At 59.4% G+C, this 21,585-nt stretch carries 19 protein-coding genes; 16 read left to right on the forward strand and 3 right to left on the reverse strand.

What is annotated here, in order from left to right:
- Positions 1 to 65: 65 nt before the first annotated feature.
- From AC07OG_RS23620 to trpE, 10 genes are all read left to right on the forward strand, one after another.
- Positions 66 to 2,456, forward strand: a complete 2,391-nt coding sequence (locus AC07OG_RS23620; protein ID WP_495068238.1) for a PAS domain-containing sensor histidine kinase — start codon at positions 66 to 68, stop codon at positions 2,454 to 2,456.
- A 47-nt stretch (positions 2,457 to 2,503) separates the two neighbouring features.
- Positions 2,504 to 3,133: a response regulator gene (locus tag AC07OG_RS23625; RefSeq protein ID WP_003210977.1), complete on the forward strand. Its 630-nt coding sequence runs from the start codon at positions 2,504 to 2,506 to the stop codon at positions 3,131 to 3,133.
- 345 nt (positions 3,134 to 3,478) lie between these two features.
- Complete coding sequence (locus AC07OG_RS23630) at positions 3,479 to 4,603, forward strand: ABC transporter ATP-binding protein (protein WP_060541621.1); 1,125 nt, start codon at positions 3,479 to 3,481, stop codon at positions 4,601 to 4,603.
- A gap of 50 nt (positions 4,604 to 4,653) precedes the next feature.
- Positions 4,654 to 5,697, forward strand: a complete 1,044-nt coding sequence (locus AC07OG_RS23635) for an ABC transporter substrate-binding protein (RefSeq protein WP_060541620.1) — start codon at positions 4,654 to 4,656, stop codon at positions 5,695 to 5,697.
- Positions 5,698 to 5,935: 238 nt separating this feature from the next.
- The gene (locus tag AC07OG_RS23640) at positions 5,936 to 7,183 is read left to right on the forward strand and encodes an ABC transporter permease (RefSeq protein ID WP_060541619.1); all 1,248 of its coding nucleotides are present in this window, start codon (positions 5,936 to 5,938) and stop codon (positions 7,181 to 7,183) included.
- Between the two features lie 12 nt (positions 7,184 to 7,195).
- Positions 7,196 to 8,020, forward strand: coding sequence for an ABC transporter permease (locus AC07OG_RS23645; protein ID WP_218423745.1), 825 nt, complete (start codon positions 7,196 to 7,198; stop codon positions 8,018 to 8,020).
- A gap of 231 nt (positions 8,021 to 8,251) precedes the next feature.
- Complete coding sequence (locus tag AC07OG_RS23650; protein ID WP_495068239.1) at positions 8,252 to 9,400, forward strand: iron-containing alcohol dehydrogenase; 1,149 nt, start codon at positions 8,252 to 8,254, stop codon at positions 9,398 to 9,400.
- A 115-nt stretch (positions 9,401 to 9,515) separates the two neighbouring features.
- Positions 9,516 to 10,190: a ribulose-phosphate 3-epimerase gene (rpe, locus tag AC07OG_RS23655; protein WP_008061583.1), complete on the forward strand. Its 675-nt coding sequence runs from the start codon at positions 9,516 to 9,518 to the stop codon at positions 10,188 to 10,190.
- A complete protein-coding gene (locus tag AC07OG_RS23660) occupies positions 10,187 to 11,005 on the forward strand; it encodes a phosphoglycolate phosphatase (protein ID WP_495068240.1) in 819 nt (272 codons plus the stop codon). The genes rpe and AC07OG_RS23660 overlap by 4 nt, the downstream gene beginning before the upstream one ends.
- Positions 11,006 to 11,075: 70 nt before the next feature.
- Positions 11,076 to 12,557 (forward strand): anthranilate synthase component I, encoded by a 1,482-nt coding sequence (trpE, locus tag AC07OG_RS23665; RefSeq protein WP_495068241.1) that lies wholly within the window; start codon positions 11,076 to 11,078, stop codon positions 12,555 to 12,557.
- Between the two features lie 167 nt (positions 12,558 to 12,724).
- Here trpE and estP read toward each other — a convergent pair whose 3' ends face one another.
- On the reverse strand, positions 12,725 to 14,635 hold the full coding sequence (gene estP / locus AC07OG_RS23670; RefSeq protein ID WP_060541613.1) for an esterase EstP: 1,911 nt from the start codon (positions 14,633 to 14,635) through the stop codon (positions 12,725 to 12,727).
- Positions 14,636 to 15,043: 408 nt separating this feature from the next.
- Here estP and AC07OG_RS23675 point away from each other — a divergent pair, with 408 nt between their 5' ends.
- From AC07OG_RS23675 to AC07OG_RS23690, 4 genes are all read left to right on the forward strand, one after another.
- Positions 15,044 to 15,637, forward strand: a complete 594-nt coding sequence (locus AC07OG_RS23675; RefSeq protein WP_007906885.1) for an aminodeoxychorismate/anthranilate synthase component II — start codon at positions 15,044 to 15,046, stop codon at positions 15,635 to 15,637.
- Between the two features lie 9 nt (positions 15,638 to 15,646).
- Positions 15,647 to 16,696 carry an anthranilate phosphoribosyltransferase gene (trpD, locus tag AC07OG_RS23680; protein WP_495068242.1) on the forward strand — a complete coding sequence of 350 codons (1,050 nt, stop codon included), beginning with the start codon at positions 15,647 to 15,649 and terminating at the stop codon, positions 16,694 to 16,696.
- Positions 16,693 to 17,529: an indole-3-glycerol phosphate synthase TrpC gene (gene trpC / locus AC07OG_RS23685; protein WP_218423748.1), complete on the forward strand. Its 837-nt coding sequence runs from the start codon at positions 16,693 to 16,695 to the stop codon at positions 17,527 to 17,529. Before trpD ends, trpC begins: the two co-directional genes overlap by 4 nt.
- Before the next feature lie 154 nt (positions 17,530 to 17,683).
- Positions 17,684 to 18,385, forward strand: coding sequence for a lipoate--protein ligase family protein (locus AC07OG_RS23690; protein WP_495068243.1), 702 nt, complete (start codon positions 17,684 to 17,686; stop codon positions 18,383 to 18,385).
- Here the strand turns inward: AC07OG_RS23690 and crp are convergent.
- Positions 18,382 to 19,026: a cAMP-activated global transcriptional regulator CRP gene (gene crp / locus AC07OG_RS23695; RefSeq protein ID WP_218423750.1), complete on the reverse strand. Its 645-nt coding sequence runs from the start codon at positions 19,024 to 19,026 to the stop codon at positions 18,382 to 18,384. The genes AC07OG_RS23690 and crp overlap by 4 nt on opposite strands.
- 230 nt (positions 19,027 to 19,256) lie before the next feature.
- On the opposite strand from crp, the gene AC07OG_RS23700 reads away from it, so the two are divergent.
- Together AC07OG_RS23700 and speD are read left to right on the forward strand one after the other, a co-directional pair.
- The gene (locus AC07OG_RS23700; protein WP_060541609.1) at positions 19,257 to 19,679 is read left to right on the forward strand and encodes an OsmC family protein; all 423 of its coding nucleotides are present in this window, start codon (positions 19,257 to 19,259) and stop codon (positions 19,677 to 19,679) included.
- Positions 19,680 to 19,918: 239 nt separating this feature from the next.
- Positions 19,919 to 20,713, forward strand: coding sequence for an adenosylmethionine decarboxylase (gene speD / locus AC07OG_RS23705; RefSeq protein ID WP_060541608.1), 795 nt, complete (start codon positions 19,919 to 19,921; stop codon positions 20,711 to 20,713).
- A 119-nt stretch (positions 20,714 to 20,832) separates the two neighbouring features.
- Here the strand turns inward: speD and coq7 are convergent, their stop codons facing one another.
- A complete protein-coding gene (coq7, locus tag AC07OG_RS23710; RefSeq protein WP_060541607.1) occupies positions 20,833 to 21,480 on the reverse strand; it encodes a 2-polyprenyl-3-methyl-6-methoxy-1,4-benzoquinone monooxygenase in 648 nt (215 codons plus the stop codon).
- Between the last annotated feature and the right edge of the window lie 105 nt (positions 21,481 to 21,585).

Here is a 21,585-nt window from a genome sequence, read left to right on the forward strand (position 1 = left end):
CCAGGCCAGAAGTTATTCCGGCAGCCTAATGGGTTGGTCAGTATTTGTCAGTGAGCGGGATTTCAATGATGCGTTTTCGCTGCCTGTGGGTTATCGGCTGTTTGTGGTTTCCCTTGATGGGCTGGGCGGCATCTGCGCCCCCGACGCACACGGTGCAATTGTCGCCAATGCAGCAGCAATGGCTGGCGCAGCAAGGTGAATTGCGGGTCGGTGTGGTATTGCAGGCGCCCTATGCGCAATACGATCGCCGCCTGCAACTGCTCTCCGGGATCAACGTCGAACTGATGAAGTGGCTGGCCAAGAGCCTCAAGGTCGAACTGAGCTGGCGTAATTTTCCTGACCTTGAGCAGCTAGAGAAAGCGGCCCGAGAGGGTGAAATCGATATCGCCCCGGGACTGACGCAAACGCCCGGCGGTCTGCGCCTCTGGCAGTTTTCCGACCCCTACATGCGGGTGCCGCAACTGGTGGTCAGTGAGCGCAAAAGCACCGGCGCTGTGGAGCTGGAAAAGCTCGATAGCCAGACCCGCGTTGCCGTACGCATGCCCGGCGCTACGGCCGATTACCTGCGCAACACCTATCCGCACTTGAATTTGCAGGGCGTGCCGATCGAGCGCCAGGCATTGCAGTTGTTGTTGAGTCAGCAGGCAGCCTACGCGGTGGTCGACGAGGCGCAACTGGGTCGTCTGGCCGTCGAGCCGGAATTCGCCGGGCTGGTGGTGGTAGGGGATATTGGCTTGCCGCAATTGCTACGGGTGGCCACGCGCCGCGACAAGCCGGAGTTGGCGGCGATTGTCGAAAGTGCGCTACGGGCGATCCCGGCCAAAGACCTGGAGCAGTTGCACAACCAATGGCTGCAGCCCAAGTATCCGCGGCTGACCGAGTCGCGGGGGTTCTGGCAAAACCTATGCCTGCTGCTGGCGGTGCTGGCGCTGAGTTGCATGGCCATCGTGTACTGGCAGCGTCGCCAGCAACATAGCCTGGAGCAACGTCTATCCGCGGCGCAGGCAGACATTGCCCTGCGTACTGCCAGCGAGGAGGCGCTGCGCCTCACGCAGTTTTCCATCGACCAGAGCACTGTCGGCATTCTCTGGGTCAATTGGGACAGCCATGTGCGCTACGCCAACCGCGCGGCGGAAAACATGCTCGGGTACCCGCCCGGGGGGATCATCGAGCGGCCCTTGATCGACTTTGAGCCTGGCCTGCATATGGACCGCTGGCTGAACCTGTGGCGGCGGGCCCGAGCCAGCGACGAAGGCCCGCAAAGTTTCGAGACCAGCTGTGTGCGGGCTGATGGCAGTATCCTGCCCGTTGATGTTTCATTGAGCTTTTTACGTTTTCGTGATGGCGAGTATCTGGTGGTCTACCTCACCGATGTGACCGAGCGCCGTCGCGCCCTGGCTGCGTTGCAGGAAAGCGAGGCGCGACTGCAAGGCATCGCCGCCAACGTTCCCGGGCTGGTCTTCAGGCTTGAGCGGGCACCGGTGACAGGGCAGATCGACTTTGCCTACATCAGTGAAGGCAGCGAAACGCTGGTCGGTTACTCCCCTGCCACTTTGGCTCACCGCGACAAAGGCCTGCGCAGCCTGGTGCATCCGGATGACAGGGCGGGCTATCACCAGACCCAGGATCATGCGCTGGACACCGACAGCGATTGGTCATGGCAGGGGCGTATCCTGACGCGTCAGGGCGATCAGCGCTGGGCGGAAATCAAGGCCATTACCCGCCGGCTTGAAGACGGCGCCTATGTCTGGGATGGCATTGTCTGGGATATCAGCGAGAGCAAGCGTATCGAACTCGAGCTGGCCAGTTCCCGTGAACAATTGCGTGAGTTGTCCGCGCATCTGGAGAGCGTTCGGGAAGAAGAAAAAGCGCGTATCGCCCGGGAAGTTCACGACGAACTGGGTCAGATGTTGACCGTACTCAAGCTGGAAACGTCCATGTGCGAACTGGCCTACGCGCAGCTTGACCCGGGCCTGAATGAGCGCCTGACCAGCATGAAGCGCCTGATTGCCCAACTGTTTCAATTGGTCCGCGATGTGGCGACGGCGTTGCGCCCGCCGATTCTCGATGCCGGGATCGCTTCGGCCATTGAATGGCAAGCCCGGCGTTTCGAAGCGCGTACGCAGATTCCGTGTCTGGTGCAGGTGCCGGACAATTTGCCGCAGCTCAGCGATGCCAAGGCGATCGGCTTGTTCCGCATCCTTCAGGAAGCGCTGACCAATGTCATGCGCCATGCCCAGGCGCATACTGTTGAGCTGACACTGGCGCTGGAAGACGACGAGTTGTGCCTGACGGTCAGCGATGATGGCGTAGGATTTATCCCTACTACCGACAGGCCGACATCTTTCGGCGTGGTGGGAATGCGCGAGCGGGTGTTGATTATGGGTGGAGCGTTGTCGCTTGAGAGTGAGCCGGGGGAGGGCACGACCCTGAGTGTTCGAGTGCCGCTGGATTGATAAAAGATCCCTGCCTTCGGCATCAACGCATTAACGAGGAGAAACAAGTGATCCGTGTACTGGTAGCCGAAGACCACACCATTGTCCGTGAAGGCATCAAGCAATTGATCGGCCTGGCCAAGGACTTGCTGGTGGTGGGGGAGGCGAGCAATGGCGAGCAGTTGCTCGAGACCTTGCGTCATGTGCCCTGCGAAGTGGTGCTGCTGGATATCTCCATGCCGGGTGTAAACGGTCTGGAGGCGATTCCGCGGATTCGTGCGCTCAACAATCCGCCGGCGATCCTGGTGCTATCGATGCACGACGAAGCGCAAATGGCCGCACGGGCGTTGAAGGTCGGGGCCGCCGGTTATGCGACCAAGGATAGCGACCCCGCTCTGTTGCTGACGGCCATCCGTAAAGTCGCAGCCGGTGGGCGCTACATTGACCCGGACCTGGCTGACCGCATGGTTTTCGAGGTCGGCCTGACCGATTCGCGACCGTTGCATTCCTTGCTTTCGGAGCGTGAGTTTTCGGTATTCGAGCGCCTGGCCCAGGGTGCCAACGTCAACGACATCGCCCAGCAACTGGCGTTGAGCAGCAAGACCATCAGCACCCACAAAGCGCGCTTGATGCAGAAGCTCAACATCACCTCCCTTGCGGAGTTGGTGAAGTACGCTATGGAACACAAACTGCTCTGAAGAACACCATTGTCCCCCATGTGGGAGCGGGCTTGCTCGCGAAGGCGGAGTGTCAGCAGCAGATGTGTCGACTGGCACTGCGCCTTCGCGAGCAAGCCCGCTCCCACAGTTCTGGGGATGGCATACCCATTTACGACACGCCCTGACTGCGCTTTTGCCGTTGCTCGTGGCTTGCAGCTGACAACTTGTCCCTGCGTTTGCCAAAACGCGCCATCCTTGTAGGGCAATCCCTACCCCCGGCCTTCCATCCGGCTGAGGCGAATCTCTCTTGCGCCCCGATTTGCGTGGTCCCCAGTGTCCACTAGGCTTAACCGCACAGCAGTCATCAACAACAAAGGTGTGGGTATGAGCCAGGTCGATTCAAGCGCAGGGGCCAATGATGTTCTGGTCAGCTTTCGTGGAGTGCAGAAAAGCTACGACGGCGAGAACCTGATCGTCAAAGACCTCAACCTGGACATTCGCAAAGGCGAATTCCTCACCTTGCTCGGGCCGTCCGGCTCCGGCAAGACCACCAGCCTGATGATGCTTGCCGGTTTCGAAACGCCGACGGCCGGTGAAATCCTCCTGGCAGGACGCGCGATCAATAACGTACCGCCGCATAAACGCGACATCGGCATGGTGTTCCAGAACTATGCGTTGTTCCCGCACATGACGGTGTCCGAGAACCTGGCGTTCCCCCTGACCGTGCGCGGCATGAACAAGAGTGACGTCAGTGACCGGGTCAAGCGGGTCCTGAGCATGGTGCAGCTCGATGCCTTCGCCCAGCGCTACCCGGCGCAACTGTCCGGCGGCCAGCAACAGCGTGTGGCTCTGGCCCGGGCGCTGGTGTTCGAACCCCAGCTGGTATTGATGGACGAACCCCTCGGCGCCCTCGACAAGCAATTGCGCGAACACATGCAGATGGAAATCAAGCACCTGCACCAGCGCCTCGGTGTGACCGTGGTCTACGTGACCCACGACCAGGGCGAAGCCCTGACCATGTCGGACCGTGTGGCGGTGTTTCATCAAGGCGAGATCCAGCAGATCGCGCCGCCGCGCACGCTCTACGAGGAGCCGAAAAACACCTTCGTGGCCAACTTCATCGGCGAGAACAACCGTCTCAATGGCCGTTTGCATAGCCAGGCCGGCGACCGCTGCATCGTGGAACTCGGTCGTGGTGAAAAGGTTGAAGCCCTGGCGGTCAACGTCGGCCGGACCGGCGAACCTGTCACCTTGTCGATTCGCCCGGAACGCGTGAGCCTCAATGGTTCCAGCGAGTCGTGCGTCAACCGCTTCTCGGGAAGGGTGGCGGAATTCATCTATCTGGGCGACCACGTCCGGGTGCGCCTGGAAGTCTGCGGCAAGACCGATTTCTTCGTGAAACAACCGATTGCCGAGCTCGATCCAACGCTCGCGGTCGGTGACGTGGTACCGCTTGGCTGGCAGGTCGAACACGTTCGCGCGCTCGATCCGCTTCTAGAGGCGCATTGATCGCCCCCCGGCTTCAACAACACCAACCCTGCACGTGGAGAGAACAATAAATGTTGAGATCCCTGAAATTCACCGCTTTGGCACTGGGCATGATGGGCGCAGCGGGCGCGATGGCGGCTGGCCCGGACCTGACCGTGGTGTCCTTTGGCGGGGCGAACAAGGCGGCGCAGGTCAAGGCCTTCTACGCACCGTGGGAAGCGGCAGGTAACGGCAAGATCGTCGCCGGCGAGTACAACGGTGAAATGGCCAAGGTCAAAGCCATGGTCGACACCAAGAGTGTTTCCTGGGATCTGGTGGAAGTAGAGTCGCCAGAGCTGTCCCGTGGTTGCGACGAAGACATGTTCGAGCCCCTGGATCCTGCGCTGTTCGGCAAGAATGAAGACTACGTCAAAGGCGCCATCCAGCCTTGCGGCGTGGGTTTCTTCGTGTGGTCGACGGTGTTGGCCTATAACGCTGACAAGCTGAAAACCGCTCCGACCAGTTGGGTGGATTTCTGGGACACCAAGCAGTTCCCGGGCAAGCGCGGCCTGCGCAAGGGCGCCAAGTACACCCTGGAATTCGCCCTGATGGCCGACGGCGTTGCGCCCAAAGACGTCTACAAAGTGCTGGCCAGCAAGGATGGTCAGGATCGTGCGTTCAAGAAGCTCGATGAACTCAAGCCGAGTATCCAGTGGTGGGAAGCCGGTGCACAGCCGCCGCAATACCTCGCTTCCGGTGACGTGGTCATGAGTTCGGCCTACAACGGCCGGATCGCCGCAGTGCAGAAAGAAAGCAACCTGAAGGTCGTTTGGAACGGCGGCATCTACGACTTCGACGCATGGGCTATTCCAAAAGGTCTGGACAAGGCGCGGGCGGAAGCGGCGAAGAAATTCATCGCCTTCTCGGTACAGCCACAGCAGCAGAAGACCTATTCGGAAAACATCGCCTACGGCCCGGCCAACATCCAGGCGGTACCGCTGCTGTCCAAGGATATCCTGAAGGACATGCCGACCACCCCGGAAAACATCGCCAACCAGGTGCAGATCGACGTCAGCTTCTGGGCTGACAACGGCGAGCAACTGGAACAGCGCTTCAACTCCTGGGCCGCTAAGTAACTAGAGGGCTCGCGCTCCTGTGAGCGCGGACCTCTGTGGCGAGGGGCTTGTCGAAATGCCGCATCACCCCGTTGGGCCGCGAAGCGGTCCCAATACCTGAAATCACGGTGTATCAGATACACCGAGTGCGATGGTTTCAAGACGGCCGCCGGACGGGGTGATGCGGCATTCCGGCAAGCCCCCTCGCCACAAGTTCTCTCCCTCATTATTGATTGATCAAAGATTTCCGGAGTACGCCATGGCTATCGCCGTTCCCGCGAACGCGGGCACTGACCCCACCTTGAAGCAGCGGCTCAAGCACGCCGAGCGGGTCAACCGCTGGAAGGCCCAGGCCTTGATTGCGCCATTGGTGCTGTTCCTGTTGCTGGTGTTCCTGGTGCCGATAGCGGCGCTGCTCTATAAAAGCGTGGGCAACCCGGAAGTGGTCGGCGGCATGCCGCGCACCGTGACGGCCATCGCCAGTTGGGACGGTCGCGGGCTGCCCGCTGAACCGGTTTACAAAGCGGCCGCCGAAGACCTCGCCGAAGCCCGCAAGAATCAAACCCTGGGCGACTTGTCCAAACGCCTGAACATGGAACTGGCCGGCTACCGCAGCCTGCTGACCAAAACCGCCCGCGCCTTGCCGCTGGCCACTGAACCGGCCTCCTATAAGGAAGCGCTGGAAGGTCTCGACGAGCGCTGGGGCGATCCGGCGTACTGGCAAGCGGTGCGCCGCAACACCAGCAGCATCACCCCGTATTATCTGCTGGCTGCCGTCGATCATCGCATCGACGACCTCGGCGAAATCGCCCCGGCCACCCCGGACCAGGCGATCTACCTCGACATTTTTGCCCGCACGTTCTGGATGGGTCTGGTCATCACCGTAATCTGCCTGGTGCTGGCGTATCCCCTGGCTTACCTGCTGGCCAACCTGCCATCGCGGCAAAGCAACCTGCTGATGATTCTGGTGCTGTTGCCGTTCTGGACGTCGATTCTGGTACGGGTCGCAGCCTGGATTGTATTGCTGCAATCGGGTGGCCTGATCAACAGCGGCCTGATGGCCATGGGCATCATCGACAAACCGATCGAGTTGGTATTCAACCGTGTGGGTGTCTACATCTCGATGGTACATATTCTGCTGCCGTTCATGATCCTGCCGATCTACAGCGTGATGAAAGGCATCTCGCCGACCTACATGCGTGCAGCGATTTCCCTGGGCTGTCATCCGTTCGCCAGTTTCTGGCGGGTGTATTTCCCGCAGACCTACGCCGGTGTCGGCGCCGGTTGCCTGTTGGTGTTCATCCTCGCCATCGGCTACTACATCACCCCGGCGTTGCTGGGCAGCCCGAACGATCAAATGGTCAGTTACTTCGTCGCCTTCTACACCAACACCAGCATCAACTGGGGCATGGCGACCGCACTCGGCGGGCTACTGCTACTGGCGACCGTCGTGCTTTATCTGATTTACAGCTGGCTGGTGGGCGCCAGTCGCCTGCGCCTGAGCTAAGGGGGAAACGAAATGCTGAGTCCTTATATGTCGCCCATCGAACGGGCGTGGTTCTACAGTTTGCGGATTCTCTGCGGCCTGATTCTGTTGTTCCTGATTCTGCCGGTGCTGGTGATCATTCCGCTGTCGTTCAATTCCGGCAGTTTCCTGGTGTATCCGCTGCAAGGTTTCTCGCTGCAGTGGTACCACGACTTCTTCGCCTCGGCGGAATGGATGCGCGCATTGAAAAACAGCATCATCGTCGCCCCGGCGGCGACGGTGCTGGCCATGATCTTTGGCACCTTGGCGGCCATCGGCCTGACCCGGGGCGAATTCCCCGGCAAGGCGCTGGTGATGGCGTTGGTGATTTCGCCGATGGTGGTTCCCGTGGTGATCATCGGTGTGGCCAGCTATCTGTTCTTCGCACCGCTGGGGCTGGGTAACAGCTTCTTTTCGCTGATCGTGGTGCATGCGGTGCTGGGCGTGCCGTTTGTGATCATCACGGTGTCGGCGACCTTGCAGGGGTTCAACCAGAACCTGGTGCGCGCCGCTGCGAGCCTCGGTGCTTCGCCGCTGACCGCGTTTCGTCGGGTGACCTTGCCACTGATTGCGCCGGGCGTGATCTCGGGTGCGTTATTCGCCTTTGCGACGTCGTTCGATGAGGTGGTGGTGACGCTGTTCCTCGCCGGTCCCGAGCAAGCGACGCTGCCACGGCAGATGTTCAGCGGCATCCGCGAAAACCTCAGCCCGACCATTGCAGCAGCGGCAACCCTGTTGATTGCCTTCTCGGTGATCCTGCTGCTGACCCTGGAGTGGTTGCGCGGGCGCAGCGAGAAACTGCGTACCGCCCAGGTCTGAAACCGCACACCGATCACCTGTAGGAGTGAGCCTGCTCGCGATGGACTCAAGAACACCACGGGGAAGCAGACTTCCCGCGTTATCGTTTACGACCATCGCGAGCCTGCTCGCTCCTACAGTTATGTTTTGTGGTATTCAGGGGGAGCGGTCATTCATGACCTGAATAGCAGACAACTCCCAATCCCCAGCTACTATTGTGCCCAGCTCCCACTCCTATAAGAGGCTGCGCACATGAGTCTTTCCTCTTTCAAAATCGCTCACAAACTGATCACCGGGGCAGGCGCCATCGAGCAGCTGGCCGCAGAGTTGACGCGTCTGGACATCGACAACCCGCTGATCGTCACCGATGCCGCCCTTGTCAAATCCGGCACGGTCGAACTGGTCTTGGCGCAGTTGGGCGAACGCTCCTACGAAATTTTCGACCGGGTGCTGCCCGATCCGGAAATCGCCATCGTCGAGGACTGCATGCAGGTCTACCGCGACGGTGGGCATGACGGGTTGATCGGTCTGGGTGGTGGCAGCGCCATCGACATTGCCAAGAGCGTTGCGGCCTATGCCGGTTACCACGGTGCTCTGGAGGACCTGTTCGGCGTCGACCAGGTGCCACGCAAGGGGCCGCCACTGATCGCCATTCCGACCACCGCCGGCACCGGCTCGGAAGTGACTAACGTCGCGATTCTTTCCGACAAGGTCGCGCAGTTGAAGCGGGGGATTGTCAGCGACTACCTGTTGCCCGACGTGGCGCTGGTCAGTCCGCAAATGACCATGACTTGTCCGCGCAGTGTGACGGCCGCCAGCGGTGTTGACGCATTGGTCCACGCCATCGAGTCCTACCTGTCGGTCAATGCCTCGCCGATTACCGACGCCCTGGCCATCGGCGCCATCAAGCTCATCGCCAGGGCATTACCCAAGGCTTATGCCAATCCGTCGAACCTGCAAGCCCGGGAAGACATGGCCACCGCCAGCCTGATGGCCGGCATGGCGTTCGGTAATGCCGGGGTTGGTGCGGTGCATGCGCTGGCGTATCCGCTGGGTGGGCGGTTCAATATTGCCCATGGCGTCAGCAACGCGCTGCTGCTGCCCTATGTCATGACCTGGAACAAGATGGCCTGTGTCGAGCGCATGCAGGATATCGCTGAAGCCATGGGGGTGAAAACCGCTCATCTGAGTGCTGGCGAGGCGGCTGATAAAGCCGTGCAAGCCATGACCGAGTTGTGCGCAGCGGTGGAAATTCCTCAGGGCCTGCGCAATTTCGGGGTGCCCGAAGACGCGATCCCGACCATGGCGGTAGAAGCCGCGGGGATCGAGCGCTTGATGCGCAACAACCCGCGTAAACTGAGTGCCGTCGATATCGAGAAAATCTATCGCGCGGCGTACTAGAGCCTTTACCGTTGATGGCTGATGGCAAAGGTCAATCATCGCAGTCACGGTGCGCGCGTCAAAGCATGAGGTATACAATGCGCGCCATCGTGATTCTGCTCAGAAAAGGTGCGTCATGCAGCCCTTCGTAATTGCTCCGTCGATTCTCTCCGCCGACTTCGCCCGCCTGGGTGAAGAAGTGGATAACGTCCTGGCCGCCGGCGCCGACTTCGTGCATTTCGATGTCATGGACAACCATTACGTGCCAAACCTGACCATCGGCCCGATGGTCTGTTCGGCGCTGCGCAAGTACGGCGTGACCGCGCCGATCGACGCGCACCTGATGGTCAGCCCGGTGGACCGCATCGTCGGCGATTTCATCGAGGCCGGCGCGACCTACATTACCTTCCACCCGGAAGCCACGCAGCACGTTGATCGTTCCCTGCAACTGATCCGCGAAGGTGGCTGCAAGTCGGGCCTGGTGTTCAATCCGGCGACCCCGCTGGACGTGCTCAAGTACGTGATGGACAAGGTCGACATGATCCTGCTGATGAGCGTCAACCCTGGCTTCGGCGGGCAGAAGTTCATCCCGGGCACCCTCGACAAGCTGCGTGAAGCGCGGGCGCTGATCGATGCCTCGGGCCGTGACATCCGCCTGGAAATCGACGGCGGCGTGAACGTGAACAACATTCGTGAAATCGCCGCGGCCGGTGCCGACACGTTCGTCGCCGGTTCGGCGATCTTCAATGCGCCGAACTATCAGGAAGTCATCGAAAAAATGCGTTCCGAACTGGCGCTGGCTCGCCCATGAGTGGTTTTGAGCAGCTGTTCCCGGGGCAACTACCGCGGTTGGTGATGTTCGATCTGGATGGCACGTTGATCGATTCGGTCCCGGACCTGGCGGCGGCTGTGGATAACATGCTGCTCAAACTTGGCCGCCAGCCGGCCGGCATCGAAGCCGTGCGCGAATGGGTCGGCAATGGCGCGCCAGTGCTGGTGCGCCGTGCGCTGGCAGGCGGCATCGATCATTCGGCGGTCGATAACCATGAAGCGGAAAAAGCGCTGGAATTGTTCATGCAGGCCTATGGCGCGAGCCATGAGTTGACCGTGATCTATCCCGGCGTGCGCGAAACCCTCAGGTGGCTAAAAAAGCAGGGTGTCGAGATGGCGCTGATCACCAACAAGCCGGAGCGTTTCGTCGCGCCGCTGCTGGATCAGATGAAGATCGGCCGGTATTTCCGCTGGATCATCGGTGGCGACACTTTGCCACAGAAAAAACCGGACCCGGCCGCGCTGTTTTTCGTGATGAAAATGGCCAACATTCCGGCCTCGCAATCCTTGTTCGTCGGCGATTCGCGCAGCGATGTGCTGGCGGCGAAAGCGGCAGGGGTCAAGTGCGTGGGGTTGAGCTATGGCTACAACCATGGCCGGCCAATCGCCGAAGAGTCGCCGGCGATGGTGATCGACGACCTGCGCAAACTAATTCCCGGTTGCCTGGATCCGGCCGCTGAGATAACGTTGGCCGACGCTGTTCAATCCCCTCCTGGAAACTCCATCGTGGTGGTCACTCGCAAGCTCTGGATGAAAGTCATGAAGGCCCTGGCCCGCTGGCGTTGGCGCGCCTGACTTGATTCTGGCCGGTTGTCCGGCACGTTTGCATACCTGACTGTTAGACCCTCAAGCCACGAGGCACCTCATGATCCGCGAAGAATTCCTGCGTTTGGCCGCTGCCGGCTACAACCGCATCCCGCTTGCCTGCGAAACCCTGGCGGACTTCGACACGCCGCTGTCGATCTACCTGAAACTGGCCGACGAACCGAACTCCTACCTGCTGGAGTCGGTGCAGGGCGGAGAGAAGTGGGGCCGTTACTCGATCATCGGCCTGCCGTGCCGTACCGTGCTGCGGGTTCACGATCATCACGTCAGCGTGACCATCGATGGCGTCGAAACCGAAAGTCATGACGTCGAAGACCCGTTGACCTTCGTCGAAGCGTTCAAGGCCCGTTATAACGTGCCGACCATCCCCGGCCTGCCGCGTTTCAACGGCGGTCTGGTGGGTTACTTCGGTTATGACTGCGTACGTTATGTGGAAAAGCGTCTGGGCAAATGCCCGAATCCGGACCCGCTGGGCGTACCGGACATTCTGTTGATGGTTTCCGATGCGGTGGTGGTTTTCGATAACCTCGCCGGCAAAATGCATGCGATCGTGCTGGCCGACCCGGCGCAGGACGACGCTTTCGAACAAGGTCGTGCACGCCTTGAAGAGCTGCTGGAAAAGCTCCGTCAGCCAATCACGCCGCGCCGGGGCCTGGATTTCAGCAAGCAACAAGCGACTGATCCGGTGTTCCGTTCGAGTTTCACCCAAGGCGACTACGAAAAAGCCGTCGACACCATCAAGGAATACATCCTGGCTGGAGACTGCATGCAGGTTGTGCCGTCCCAGCGTATGTCGATCGACTTCAAGGCTGCGCCAATCGACCTGTACCGGGCGCTGCGCTGCTTTAACCCGACGCCTTACATGTACTTCTTCAACTTCGGCGACTTCCACGTGGTCGGCAGTTCGCCGGAAGTGCTGGTGCGGGTCGAAGACAACCTGATCACCGTGCGCCCGATTGCCGGTACCCGTCCGCGTGGCGCCAACGAAGAAGCCGATCTGGCCCTGGAAAAAGACCTGCTGTCCGACGACAAGGAAATCGCCGAGCACCTGATGCTGATCGACCTGGGGCGTAACGATACCGGTCGGGTGTCGGAGATTGGTTCGGTGAAACTTACCGAGAAAATGGTTATCGAGCGTTACTCCAACGTGATGCACATCGTGTCCAACGTTACCGGGCAACTGAAGGCAGGGCTGACTGCCATGGATGCATTGCGGGCAATTCTGCCGGCGGGCACCTTGTCGGGTGCACCGAAGATTCGCGCGATGGAAATCATCGACGAGCTGGAACCGGTCAAGCGTGGCGTTTATGGCGGCGCGGTCGGTTACTTCGCGTGGAACGGCAACATGGACACCGCGATTGCGATCCGCACGGCGGTGATCAAGAACGGTGAATTGCACGTACAGGCTGGTGGCGGCATCGTCGCCGACTCGGTACCGGCGCTGGAATGGGAAGAAACCCTGAACAAGCGCCGCGCGATGTTCCGTGCCGTGGCCCTGGCCGAACAAACCCCGAACACCTGAAATCACGTAGTACCTGTGGGAGCGGGCTTGCTCGCGAAAGCGGTGTATCAGTCAACAATGATTCTGAATGACATACCGCTTTCGCGAGCAAGCCCGCTCCCACAGGGGGGCTGCGGATAAAAAAACGCGGCGTCTTCACAGGCGCCGCGTTTTTTATTGCTTGCGAATCAGAAGTCCAGTGCAACACCTACGTTGATGCCTTGCTGGGTAAAATCATCATCCTTGCGAATGCTATAGCTGGCGCGCAGTGCCAGGTCCTTGGTGAGGTTGTGACTCACACCCAGGTTCACCCGGTTCAGGCTGGTTTGCGGAACGTAGCCTTCCAGTGTGAACTGATTACCCGGCAAGCTATTGAGGTTGATGGACACGTCCTCGGTATCGTCGTTGTACTCACGCTCGTGAGCTACTTCGCCAAACACCTGGGTTTGTGCCGTGATCTGGTATTTGCCCTGCAAGCCGATGCCCAGACGCCGGGAAATACTCTCCTGATCGGCATAGGTCAGTGCTGTGGAGTTAAAGCCGTCCTCCGAGTAGCCATCGACTTCTACCTTGGAGAAGTCGGCGCTGACAAACGGCGACAGGTGCCAAGGGCTGCTGGCTTGCTGCGCGATGTCGTAACCCAGGCGAGCACTGAAGGCCTCGACGTAGCCACTGGTATCGCCTTTTTCGCCACGCTCGTTGGCGCCTAGCTGGAACTTGCGCTTGAGGCTGTCGTAATCCAGATGACCGGCCGTCAACGCCGCGTCTGCCCATACACGGTTTTGCTGATACTGGGCGAATGCGGTGCCCAGATAAGTGTTGAGCTTGTAGTCGGAATCATTGTTGCCGGCTTCGAGTTCCTGGTTGTAGAAACCGGCCACCAGACCAACACGCCAGGCGTCATCAAGGCGGTAGCTGCCACCAATGTTCAGGTTGGCTCCGTTGCCGTCGGCGCTTGCCACGCTGTCCTGGCCGTCAAAATCCTGATGTTGGCCTCCGCCGGCGACGATGGCTCTCCATTGGCCAACGCCTTGCCAGTTTTCCCAATCGGCCAGCCACTGATTGCGCAGCTCATCCTGATGCGCACGCACGGTGCCCTGGGCCATCTGTGGCAGCAGCGTCAGCTCCCACGGGGCCGCCAACAGAGAGTACGCATAATCGGCAATCAGGCGTTGCCCGGCTTCGGTGGGGTGCACCGAGTCGTTGTAGATCAGCTTGGTCGGGTCCGGCGTGGCGCTATTGATACCGAAGCGGGCGTTCTCGGTACAACCGTTGCCGCTGAAGCAGGTGGCGATGAGGTTCTGGTCGGTGGCCAGGCCAAACTGTGCCGGGTTGGCGAATGTCTCTTTGAGCAGTACCGGAATGTTGAGCGGAATGACTTCGGCATTGATGTTTTGCAGTCGGCTAACCAGTTCAGTGTTGAACTGGGCGCTTAGCTGGGACGTGAACGCTTGCAACGGGGTGCCGTTAAACGCCGGGGTAAAGCCGATATCGGGCAGCAACCAGACCATGACGTATTTGGCGCCGGCGGTTTGCAGCGTCTGCACACTGTCGGCGAGACGGCCGGCGGCGGCACTGGCCTGAGGCAGGCTGGTCACGCGGCCCTGCAGGAAGTCGTTACCGCCACCCGAAAGGTAATACAGCGCATTCGGGTCGGCACGGAAGTTGTTCGACGGCAGGTAGCCGGCGCGGGTGCGCTCGCCGGTGGCGGAAGTGCTGGTGATCGAATCCAGAATCTGATCGGTGCGGTAACCGCCGACGGCCCAGTTGTTGCCATCGGGCTGGCCATTGCTGGCGCGCACTGCCGAGGATGATGACGCCGTCTGGTCTGGCGAGAACCCCAGTTTCCCACCGAGGATCTGCGTGGAGTTGAGCGAGCGGATTTCGCCACTGCCATCCAGATAGATCGGCCCTGTCCGATTGGTATAGCGTTGCGTCGCCCCCGCAGGACCACCCGGATCGGCAAAGGTCCCTGCGTCGTTGAGGCTGTCGCCGAAGACGACGAAGTTGGTATAGGGATTCGGCGCGGCGTTCGCCTGGGCGCAAGCCATTGCGAGCAAGCATCCTGCGAGCGGTACAAACATCGTCTGTTTGATCATGAGCAAGTCCGTTTATTTATTGTTTTAGTGAACGAAACGACAGTACCAAAAACTCCGGGCCTTTTGCCATCTGTCGCGAAGCCCTTAATAGTTTCGCGAGCAGCAGCCCCGGCCATATTGCACGCTCTGCCCAGCTAAGTTACTGTGCCGAGACGTATGAATGAGACCTTCCCCGTGTTGATCATCAGTAAACTCCTGGATCAAGTCATCAAGGCACACGCCCGCTGGCGTTGGCGCGCCTGAATTCTTTTGCCGGCCCCGCCGGCCCTGTACCGCTTTGCCTTCTTTACCTGTTTGATATGCCGCTTTGCTGGCGCTACCCCAGCATCTGCCAAAGCGCAGCGCGCTGCGGGTAAATCATTCGAAGGCCATCTTCAAAGTCAGTGAATTCAAGAGGTTCTTAACGCCATGTTGCTGATGATCGATAACTACGACTCTTTTACCTACAACGTTGTGCAATACCTCGGTGAGCTGGGCTCCCAGGTCAAGGTTGTGCGCAACGATGAACTGACCATCGCTGAAATCGAAGCCCTCAACCCTGAGCGCATCGTAGTATCCCCCGGTCCTTGCACCCCGACCGAAGCCGGGATCTCGATTGAAGCGATCAAGCATTTCGCCGGCAAGCTGCCGATTCTTGGTGTCTGCCTCGGCCATCAGTCCATCGGCCAGGCTTTTGGCGGCGATGTGGTTCGCGCCCGCCAAGTGATGCACGGTAAGACTAGCCCGGTATTTCACGAGGACAAGGGCGTATTCGAGGGCCTGAATCGTCCATTGACGGTGACCCGCTACCATTCGTTGATCGTCAAGCGCGAAACCCTGCCCGATTGCCTGGAGCTGACGGCCTGGACTCAGCTTGAGGACGGTTCGGTTGACGAGATCATGGGCCTGCGCCACAAGACATTGAACATCGAAGGCGTGCAGTTCCACCCCGAGTCGATCCTCACCGAACAGGGCCACGAACTGTTTGCCAACTTCCTTAAACAAACCGGCGGCACGCGCTAAGGACCTTTCATGAATATCAAGACAGCCCTGAGCCGAATCGTCGATCACCTCGACCTCAGCACCGATGAGATGCGCGATGTGATGCGTGAAATCATGACCGGGCAATGCTCGGATGCGCAAATCGGCGCATTCATGATGGCCATGCGCATGAAAAGCGAAAGCATCGACGAGATCGTCGGCGCCGTATCGGTGATGCGCGAACTGGCGGACAAAGTCGAACTCAAGACCCTCGATGGTGTAGTGGACGTAGTCGGCACCGGTGGGGACGGCGCCAACATTTTCAACGTATCGACCGCATCGGCTTTCGTAGTCGCTGCGGCCGGTTGCACCGTGGCCAAGCATGGCAACCGTGCGGTGTCGGGCAAGAGCGGCAGCGCCGACCTGCTGGAGGCCGCTGGTATCTACCTGAACCTGACCCCGGTTCAGGTAGCGCGTTGCATTGACAACGTTGGTATCGGTTTCATGTTTGCCCAGACCCATCACTCCGCGATGAAATACGCCGCCAGCCCGCGCCGTGAACTGGGGTTGCGGACACTGTTCAACATGCTCGGCCCGCTTACGAATCCGGCCGGTGTGAAACATCAGGTGGTCGGCGTATTTACTCAGACACTGTGCCGGCCACTGGCTGAAGTGTTGCAGCGTTTGGGTAGCAAGCATGTGTTGGTGGTGCATTCGAAGGATGGCCTGGACGAGTTCAGTCTCGCCGCGCCGACCTTTGTCGCAGAACTCAAAGCTGGCCAGATCACCGAGTATTGGGTCGAGCCGGAAGACCTGGGCATGAAAAGCCAGAGCCTGCATGGCTTGGCGGTGGAAAGCCCGGCGGCTTCCCTGGAATTGATTCGCGATGCCCTGGGCAAGCGCAAGACCGAAAACGGTCAGAAGGCAGCCGAGATGATCGTGCTCAATGCCGGTGCCGCGCTGTACGCCGCCGACCATGCCAGCAGCCTCAAAGAAGGCGTTGCCCTGGCGCACGATGCGCTGCACACCGGCCTCGCTCGGGAAAAACTCGAGGAGCTGGGTGCATTTACCGCGGTATTCAAAGTGGAGAATGAAGGATGAGTGTACCGACGGTTCTGGAAAACATTCTGGCGCGCAAAGTCGAGGAGGTCGCCGAGCGTAGCGCTCGCGTCAGCCTTGCCGAGCTGGAAAGTCTGGCCAAGACGGCCGATGCACCCCGTGGTTTTGCCAACGCATTGCTGGCCCAGGCCAAGCTGAAACAGCCGGCGGTCATCGCGGAAATCAAGAAAGCTTCGCCGAGCAAAGGTGTGATCCGCGAGAACTTCATTCCCGCCGACATCGCCAAAAGCTACGAGAAGGGTGGCGCGACCTGCCTGTCGGTGCTTACCGATATCGATTACTTCCAGGGCGCCGATGCGTATCTGCAACAGGCCCGTGCGGCGTGCAAGCTGCCGGTGATCCGCAAGGACTTCATGATCGATCCATACCAGATCGTCGAAGCCCGTGCGTTGGGCGCCGATTGCGTGCTGTTGATCGTTTCCGCTCTGGATGACGTGAAAATGGCCGAACTGGCGGCAGTGGCCAAAAGCGTCGGCCTCGATGTACTGGTGGAAGTCCACGATGGCGACGAGCTGGAGCGTGCCTTGAAGACCCTCGACACGCCACTGGTCGGGGTGAACAACCGCAACCTGCACACGTTCGACGTCAGCCTGGAAACCACCCTCGACCTGCTGCCGCGCATCCCGCGCGATCGTCTGGTCATCACTGAGAGTGGCATTCTCAATCGCGCCGATGTCGAGCTGATGGAGATCAGCGATGTTTACGCGTTCCTGGTCGGCGAAGCCTTCATGCGCGCCGAAAGCCCGGGCACTGAATTGCAGCGATTGTTCTTCCCAGAGCGCGGCGTTCCGGTCAGCGGTTCGACCCTCGATTGATTTTTTGCCGGTAAATCGGGGCGCGACCTTCGCGAGCAAGCCCGCTCCCACATTTGATCGGCGTTGCCGGTAGAGCGCCACTAATGTGGGAGCGGGCTTGCTTGCGAAAGGGCCCTTAAACATTCCTGAAGATCCAAGCCTTGCGGAGTTGTCCATGAACCAGCCGATCAACATGACCATCGAAGCCGGCCTGCAGGCCGAACAGGATCTGTTGGCATCGGTCTGTGCCGGCGACGCGGAGTTTGGCCTGTTGTTCTGGCAACCGAGCGATCGCGCACTGGTCATGCCGCGCCGCTTGAGTCGTCTGCCCGGTTTCGAGGTCGCGTGCGAGGTGTCAGCGGCAGCGGGTTGGCCGGTGCTGTTGCGCGAAACTGGCGGTGAGCCGGTGCCACAGTCGGCCTCGACGATCAATATCGCGCTGGTTTACGCACCGCCACGCAACGAAGGCGATCTGAACCGCATCGAGTCCGGATACCGGCGTCTGTGCGACCCTATCTGCCAGCTGCTGGATGAGCTGGGCGGCACGTCGTCACTGGGTGAAATCGAAGGGGCGTTCTGTGATGGTCGCTTCAACGTCAACCTGGACGGGCGCAAGATGGTCGGCACCGCCCAGCGCTGGCGTCAGAGTCAGGGAGGCCAACGACCGGTGGGGTTGGTGCACGGAGCAATGCTGATCGACAATGAGCGTGAATCAATGGTCGCGGCCGTCAATCGCTTCAACGAAGCCTGCGGTCTGGAGCAGCGGGTGCGCGCTGAAAGCCATATTGCATTGCATGAGAAGTTTACGGCGCCAGGGGGCCTGGCTCGTCTCGACGAGCTCTACCGGCTGATGCTCAAGCAGATGTTCTGCGCCTAGCGCGTACCGAAGACCACCATGGTCTTGCCCTTGACGCCCACCAGGTTGCGTTCTTCCAGATCCTTGAGCACGCGGCCGACCATCTCGCGAGAGCATCCGACGATCCGCCCGATTTCCTGACGGGTCACTTTGATCTGCATGCCGTCCGGGTGGGTCATTGCGTCGGGTTGCTTGCACAGTTCCAGCAGGCAGCGCGCAACGCGACCGGTCACGTCGAAGAATGCCAGGTCGCCAACTTTGCGCGTGGTATTACGCAGGCGTTGTGCGATTTGTCCGCTAAGCACGTAAAGAATGTCGGGATCCTGCTCAGACAGTTCGCGGAATTTTGCATAACTGATTTCGGCAACTTCACATTCAATCTTGGCTCGCACCCATGCGCTGCGCTCCTGCTCCAGGCCTGCCTGTTCAAACAGCCCCAACTCTCCGAAAAAATCCCCGGCATTGAGATAGGCAATGATCATTTCCCGGCCATCATCATCTTCGATCAGGATGGTGACTGAGCCTTTGATGATGAAGAACAGTGTTTCCGAGCGGTCGCCAGCACAAATGATGTTGCTCTTGGCCTGATAGCGACGGCGCTGGCAATGCATCAACAGCTTGTCGAGGTTCTTGATCCTGGGGGTGGGGGTAATAGCAACCATGGTTGTATCCCGAAAATGCTGCACGGTGTGTTTGGCTTTTTTATGAATGCAGAAGCTGGCGCCAAAGCTGGCTATGCGCCAGCGAATTGGCGCCAGCTTAACAGACACTTCCTGCAATATTCGAGCATTTACCTACAGCGTTGCAGGATATCTCTCAGGAAGGCTAACAGTGCCAATCACGGGGCCTGTGCTAAGCTGGCGACCCTTTTTTATACAGTGGAGTCTTGGCGATGAAGGCACGCATCCAATGGGCTGGCGAAGCCATGTTCCTCGGCGAATCCGGTAGCGGTCATGTCGTGGTCATGGACGGTCCACCTGAAGCTGGCGGACGTAACCTGGGCGTCCGGCCGATGGAAATGCTCCTGCTGGGTGTCGGCGGTTGCAGCAATTTCGATGTGGTCAGCATTCTCAAGAAATCCCGCCAGGCCGTGGAAAGCTGTGAAGCCTTTCTCGAGGCCGAACGTGCAACTGAAGATCCCAAGGTCTTCACCAGGATCCACATGCACTTCGTGGTCAAGGGCCGCGGGTTGAAAGAGGCCCAGGTCAAGCGCGCCATCGAGCTGTCCGCAGAAAAGTATTGCTCGGCCTCGATCATGCTTGGCGCGGCGGGTGTGGCGATTACCCACGACTACGAAATCGTCGAGCTTGGCTGAGTCGACATTCAACTATCATAAAAGCAGTGCAGACTCTGGCGATCCCAAGCTGACGTCTGCATAATGCGCCACTTTTTTCAGGGTAGTGGCCGGTCAATCGATAGGCCTCGCACCCGAACAGACAACCAAAATCGCCATCGCGAAGAGGTGTTAACCGTCCTACGCAGGTGCGTTGTTCGCATCTGACGGGCATGCTTGATCACGCGGCCGGGCCGCAAGCACATAGAGAGTTTTTAACGGTGAAAAGCAAACTCAAGCTCCACGGGTTCAATAACCTGACAAAGACCTTGAGCTTCAACATCTATGACATCTGCTACGCGGAAACCCCGCAAGACCAGCAGGCTTACGTCGAGTACATCAATAAAGAGTACAACGCGAAACGCCTGACGCAGATCCTCACGGAAGTTGTCGATATCATTGGTGCCAACATCCTGAACATTGCCAGTCAGGACTACGAACCACAGGGCGCCAGCGTCACGATCCTGATTTCTGAAGAGCCGGTAACCCCGACCGAGAGTCAGATCGAAGAATCCCCGGGCCCGTTGCCCGAGATCATTCTGGCCCACCTCGACAAGAGCCACATCACGGTGCACACCTATCCGGAAATCCATCCGGTGGACGGTATTGCAACCTTCCGTGTGGACATTGACGTGTCGACCTGCGGGGTCATTTCACCGCTTAAAGCGCTCAACTTCCTGATTCACCAGTTCGATTCGGACATCGTGACAGTGGACTACCGTGTGCGCGGTTTCACCCGTGACATTGAAGGCAAGAAGCACTTCATCGATCATGAGATCAACTCGATCCAGAACTACCTCTCCGAAGACACCCGCGACGCGTACCAGATGACCGACGTGAACGTGTACCAGGAAAACCTGTTCCACACCAAAATGCTGCTGAAGAACTTCGAACTGGATAACTACCTGTTCGGCGATGCCACCAGCAATCTGTCGTCTGAGCAGCGTGCCCAGGTGACCGAGCGGGTGAAACACGAAATGCTCGAAATCTTCTACGCGCGCAACATGCCGAACTAAGGTTCTTCGAGCACAAAAAAGGCGACTACCTCAGGGCAGTCGCCTTTTTTATTACACTGAATACGGCCCCTGTGGGAGTTGGCTTGCCTGCGAAGAGGCCCTCCCGGGAAACCAAAGTATCAGATCCGATAGGTACTCTTGGTCATCACTTTAGCCATCAGGCTCATCCCGAACTTCACGGGTGCCGGAAAACGGAACCCACCGGCATCCAGTGCGCTTTCGGCATGCTGTTCTTCGTCAATGCGCATCTGCTCAAGAATCGCCCGGGACTTTTCATCCTCGGCCGGCAGTTGCTCCAGGTGTTCGTTCAAGTGTTTGCACACCTGATCTTCAGTCGCCGCAACGAAGCCCAGGCTGACTTTGTCGCTGATCAGCCCCGCAACCGCTCCAATCCCGAAGGACATGCCGTAGAACAGTGGGTTGAGAATGCTGGTGTGGCTGCCCAACTGATGGAGGCGTTGTTCGCACCAGACCAGGTGATCGATTTCTTCTTCGGCTGCATGCTCCATGGCTGCACGCACCTGCGGCAGCCTGGCGGTCAGGGCCTGGCCTTGGTACAGCGCCTGGGCGCAGACTTCGCCGGTATGGTTGATACGCATCAGGCCGGCAACGTGGCGGGTGTCTTCATCGCTCATTTTTGCATCCGGCTGGACGATGGCAGGCGATGGACGGTATGGCTGGCCACTGAAGGGCAGCAGGGTACGCATCGCGGCATCGGCTTGCAGCAGAAGACGGTCAATCGGCGAGTAGTGACGTTGGGTAGTCATGCGGACCTCCGGGGGAATCTCGGCGGTCAGTTTAACCCAATCGGCGAGGGGAAGGTTTGCGTTGGGTCATGTGTGGACACCTGTAGGAGCCGGCTTGCTGGCGAT

The sequence above is a fragment of the Pseudomonas sp. GW821-FHT09H03 genome (assembly GCF_059415945.1).

Coding starts and splice junctions, on each gene's coding strand:
- coq7 (WP_060541607.1), bottom strand. CDS start 21,480: ATGACTACCCAACGTCACTACTCGCCGATTGACCGTCTTCTGCTGCAA.
- AC07OG_RS23675 (WP_007906885.1), top strand. CDS start 15,044: ATGTTGCTGATGATCGATAACTACGACTCTTTTACCTACAACGTTGTG.
- AC07OG_RS23700 (WP_060541609.1), top strand. CDS start 19,257: ATGAAGGCACGCATCCAATGGGCTGGCGAAGCCATGTTCCTCGGCGAA.
- AC07OG_RS23635 (WP_060541620.1), top strand. CDS start 4,654: ATGTTGAGATCCCTGAAATTCACCGCTTTGGCACTGGGCATGATGGGC.
- AC07OG_RS23660 (WP_495068240.1), top strand. CDS start 10,187: ATGAGTGGTTTTGAGCAGCTGTTCCCGGGGCAACTACCGCGGTTGGTG.
- AC07OG_RS23630 (WP_060541621.1), top strand. CDS start 3,479: ATGAGCCAGGTCGATTCAAGCGCAGGGGCCAATGATGTTCTGGTCAGC.
- crp (WP_218423750.1), bottom strand. CDS start 19,026: ATGGTTGCTATTACCCCCACCCCCAGGATCAAGAACCTCGACAAGCTG.
- trpD (WP_495068242.1), top strand. CDS start 15,647: ATGAATATCAAGACAGCCCTGAGCCGAATCGTCGATCACCTCGACCTC.
- estP (WP_060541613.1), bottom strand. CDS start 14,635: ATGATCAAACAGACGATGTTTGTACCGCTCGCAGGATGCTTGCTCGCA.
- AC07OG_RS23640 (WP_060541619.1), top strand. CDS start 5,936: ATGGCTATCGCCGTTCCCGCGAACGCGGGCACTGACCCCACCTTGAAG.
- rpe (WP_008061583.1), top strand. CDS start 9,516: ATGCAGCCCTTCGTAATTGCTCCGTCGATTCTCTCCGCCGACTTCGCC.
- trpE (WP_495068241.1), top strand. CDS start 11,076: ATGATCCGCGAAGAATTCCTGCGTTTGGCCGCTGCCGGCTACAACCGC.
- trpC (WP_218423748.1), top strand. CDS start 16,693: ATGAGTGTACCGACGGTTCTGGAAAACATTCTGGCGCGCAAAGTCGAG.
- AC07OG_RS23650 (WP_495068239.1), top strand. CDS start 8,252: ATGAGTCTTTCCTCTTTCAAAATCGCTCACAAACTGATCACCGGGGCA.
- AC07OG_RS23645 (WP_218423745.1), top strand. CDS start 7,196: ATGCTGAGTCCTTATATGTCGCCCATCGAACGGGCGTGGTTCTACAGT.
- AC07OG_RS23620 (WP_495068238.1), top strand. CDS start 66: ATGATGCGTTTTCGCTGCCTGTGGGTTATCGGCTGTTTGTGGTTTCCC.
- AC07OG_RS23690 (WP_495068243.1), top strand. CDS start 17,684: ATGAACCAGCCGATCAACATGACCATCGAAGCCGGCCTGCAGGCCGAA.